We start from the raw sequence: 2,986 nt of genomic DNA, 5'->3' as shown, positions 1-2,986 counted from the left end.
GCCCCGGACGGGCCTTCGTACGAGACCAACTCCCTTGAGCAACCCCTGTGTTCAGCCCCGGGGCAGGCTTTCCAGCAGCTTCATGCACGACTCGGCGCGGGCCGTGGCCGCCTCGCGCGGGGTCATCGACCCGTCGGCCGCGCCGTCGAGCGCCGACACGACGAGGTCCTCCATCACGGCGGACACGCGCGCGTAGGCCGACGCGGCGGTCGGCTCGATGTCCCCGAACAGCGTCCACCACCACCAGGCGTTGCCCGCGGAGTTCGCGACGAAGTCGGGGATCACGGCCGTACCCCTGGCGGACAGTGCGCTCTCGGCCCCCGGCGTCACCGAGATGTTGGCGCCCTCGACCACGTAACGCGCGCTCACCCGCTGCTGGTTGCTCTCGTCGATGGCGTACGGAACGGCCGCCGTCACCAGGACGTCGCACGGTACGGACAGCCAGTCGGACTCCACCGGCCTGTCGTCGGGGCGCAGCCGCTCGCGGTCGACGAGCCCGTCCGGGGTGCGGTGGGCGAGCAGGTGCTCCACGTCGAGACCCGCCGGGTTGGCCACCACACCGCGCTGGTCGGCGACCGCCACCACGCGCAGCCCGGCCTCCGAGAGATAGCGGGCGATGGCGCCCCCCATCGTCCCGAAGCCCTGCAGCGCCGCCGTCGCCCCGCGGACCCGGTCGCCCCGGTGCTCCAGCGCGGCGACCGTGGCCCTGGCCACTCCGTACCCGCCGATGAGATCGGCCAGCGAGATCCCGCCGACCTCCGCCGCGAACCCGGCGCCGAGACGGGCGAGCCCCGCCTCGGAACCGTCCGGCACATGGGGCAGCGCCGCCTGCACGGTCGACGCGATACGGGCCTCGGCGGCGGCCTCGTCGAGGGTCCGCTGCTGCACCCCGAGGTCCTCGCCGGTCGCCCAGCACGTGTCGATGTACGGCTTCATCGCGGTCAGATAGCGGGTGAGCACCGCACGGGCCTCGGGCCGGCGCGGGTCGAAGTCGATACCGCCCTTGGCGCCGCCGTAGGGGACGTAGCTGTCCGAAGGGCGGTAGTTCAGCGCCTCCTTGAGGCTCATCGTCCTGGCGAGGTCGGCGACCTCCGCCAGGGTGCAGCCGCTGCGCATGCGCAGACCGCCGCTGGAGGCGCCGCCGAGCAGCCGGTCGATCACCAGATAGCCGCGTGCCGTCGTCTCGGGGTCCGTCCAGACCACCTGCAGATAAGGGTCAGTCATTACCGTCTTCCGGGGTCAAGGAGGGGTCAGGGAGAGGTCAGGGAGGGGGCAGGGCGGGGTTCGGCGAGGGGTCATGGTGGGGTCATGGAGCGGTCAGTGAGTGGTCGGGGACGGTGATCAGGGTAGGTCCCCGGCGCTCCAGGGCCGCGGTGACCTCGGCGGCCACCGATGCGGGGCCGGTGGCCACCACACCGTGCGCACCGTAGGCGGCGGCCAGGGCGGTGAAGTCGGGACTCGGCAGGTCCGCGCCCAGGGTCGGGACGCCCAGCCGGGACTGCTCCGTGCGGACCGAACCGTAACCGCCGTTGTCCACGACGACGACGGGCAGCGGTCTGCCCAGCAGGACCGCGGTGGCCAGCTCGTTGATGCTGAACTGGAGACCGCCGTCGCCGGTGAGCGCCACCACCGGCAGGTCGGGGCGGCCCACCAGGGCGCCGATGGCCGCCGGAAGCGCGAAGCCGAGCGTGGCGAACCCGGTGGGGTGGAGGAAGGTGTCGGGGCGCGGCACCCGGAATCCCTTGAGCGCGCCGTAGTGGGACACCATCGAGCTGTCGCTGGTGAGGACCGCCTCGGGCGGCATCGCCGCGCGCAGCGCTTCGATCAGCCCGGTCCACCGGGCTCCCTGACCGGCGTGCTCGGCCTCGATCAGGGCCCGGGCCCCGGGGATCTCACTCCGGTACGCCTCGCTCACCGGCGTACGGCCGCCCACGGCGCCGAGGGCGGCCAGGAGCTGCCGCAGGACGGAGTCCGCGTCGCCCGTGAGCGCGCGGGCCGCCGTCGCGTTGCGGTGCCGCTGCCCGGGGTCGATGTCCACGCGGACGACGTCGCCCGGCAGGTCCAGCGGGCCGGACCAGGTGTCGGTGTCGGCCAGTTCGGTGCCGACGGCGAGCACCACGTCGGCGCCGCGCAGGAAGTCCCGGGCGGACCGCAGGTGGAGTGCCGCACCCAGCGCGTGGGGGTGGCACTCGTCGATCACTCCCTTGCCGTTCGCCGTGGTGACGACCGGGGCACCGGTCTCCTGCGACAGCCGGGTGACGGCGGCGGACGCGGCGCGGGCGCCACCGCCCGCGACGATGACGGGCCGCCGGGCGCCCGCGATCAGGCGCGCGGCGTGCTCGATCCCGCCGGGATCGGCGGACCCTTCCTCCTCGTACGAGGTCGTGCCCCAGGTCGTGCCCGAGGCCGTGTACGAGTTCGTGCCCGAGGCCGCCGCGTACGAGGCATTCCGGTCCGGGGCCGGATCCGGGACCGGGACCGGCGGACCGCCCCACGACACCTCCGCCGCAAGGACGTCGGCGGGGATCTCGATGTGCACGGGCCTCGGGCGGCGGGCGGCGAAATCGTGGAACGCCCGCGCCAGCAGCTCCTGCAGCAGGTCCGCGTCGGTGGCCCGCCCGCTCCAGGCGCAGATGGCGTCCATCGCGCCTGACTGGTCCTTGACCTCGTGCAGCAGGCCGTCGCCCGGCCGGTGTCCCACCGGAGGACCGGCGCAGAGGAACAGCACCGGTACGGAATCGGAGTACGCCTGTCCGGCCGCCGCCGCGGCGTTGAGCAGCCCGGGACCCGCGGTGGTCAGGACGACGCCGGGGCGCCCGGTGACCCGTGCGTACCCGTGGGCGGCGTACCCCGCGCCCTGCTCGTGGCGCGGGGTGACCGTCCTGATGCCGCTGCGGCCGAGATGCCGGAAGACCTCCAGGTTGTCGATGCCCGGGATGCCGAACACGGTGTCCACACCGTGCCCGGCCAGCGAGTCGACCAGCAG

Annotated in this window: 2 protein-coding genes; both read right to left on the bottom strand. The window is 74.0% G+C overall.

Annotation, left to right across the window (positions count from 1 at the left end):
• Positions 1–51: 51 nt before the first annotated feature.
• Positions 52–1,224, bottom strand: a complete 1,173-nt coding sequence (locus ACWGIG_RS38240; RefSeq protein WP_453326334.1) for a Glu/Leu/Phe/Val dehydrogenase dimerization domain-containing protein — start codon at positions 1,222–1,224, stop codon at positions 52–54.
• 82 nt (positions 1,225–1,306) lie between these two features.
• A partial coding sequence (locus tag ACWGIG_RS38235; RefSeq protein WP_453326333.1) for a thiamine pyrophosphate-binding protein occupies positions 1,307–2,986 on the bottom strand: 1,680 nt, incomplete at its 5' end.

It is taken from the genome of Streptomyces sp. NPDC054863 (genome assembly GCF_053610825.1).
This window is presented reverse-complemented; position numbering and strand designations above follow the sequence as displayed.

Excerpts from the sequence above, each read along its gene's own strand:
- ACWGIG_RS38240 (WP_453326334.1), bottom strand. The coding sequence starts at position 1,224 with ATGACTGACCCTTATCTGCAGGTGGTCTGGACGGACCCCGAGACGACG.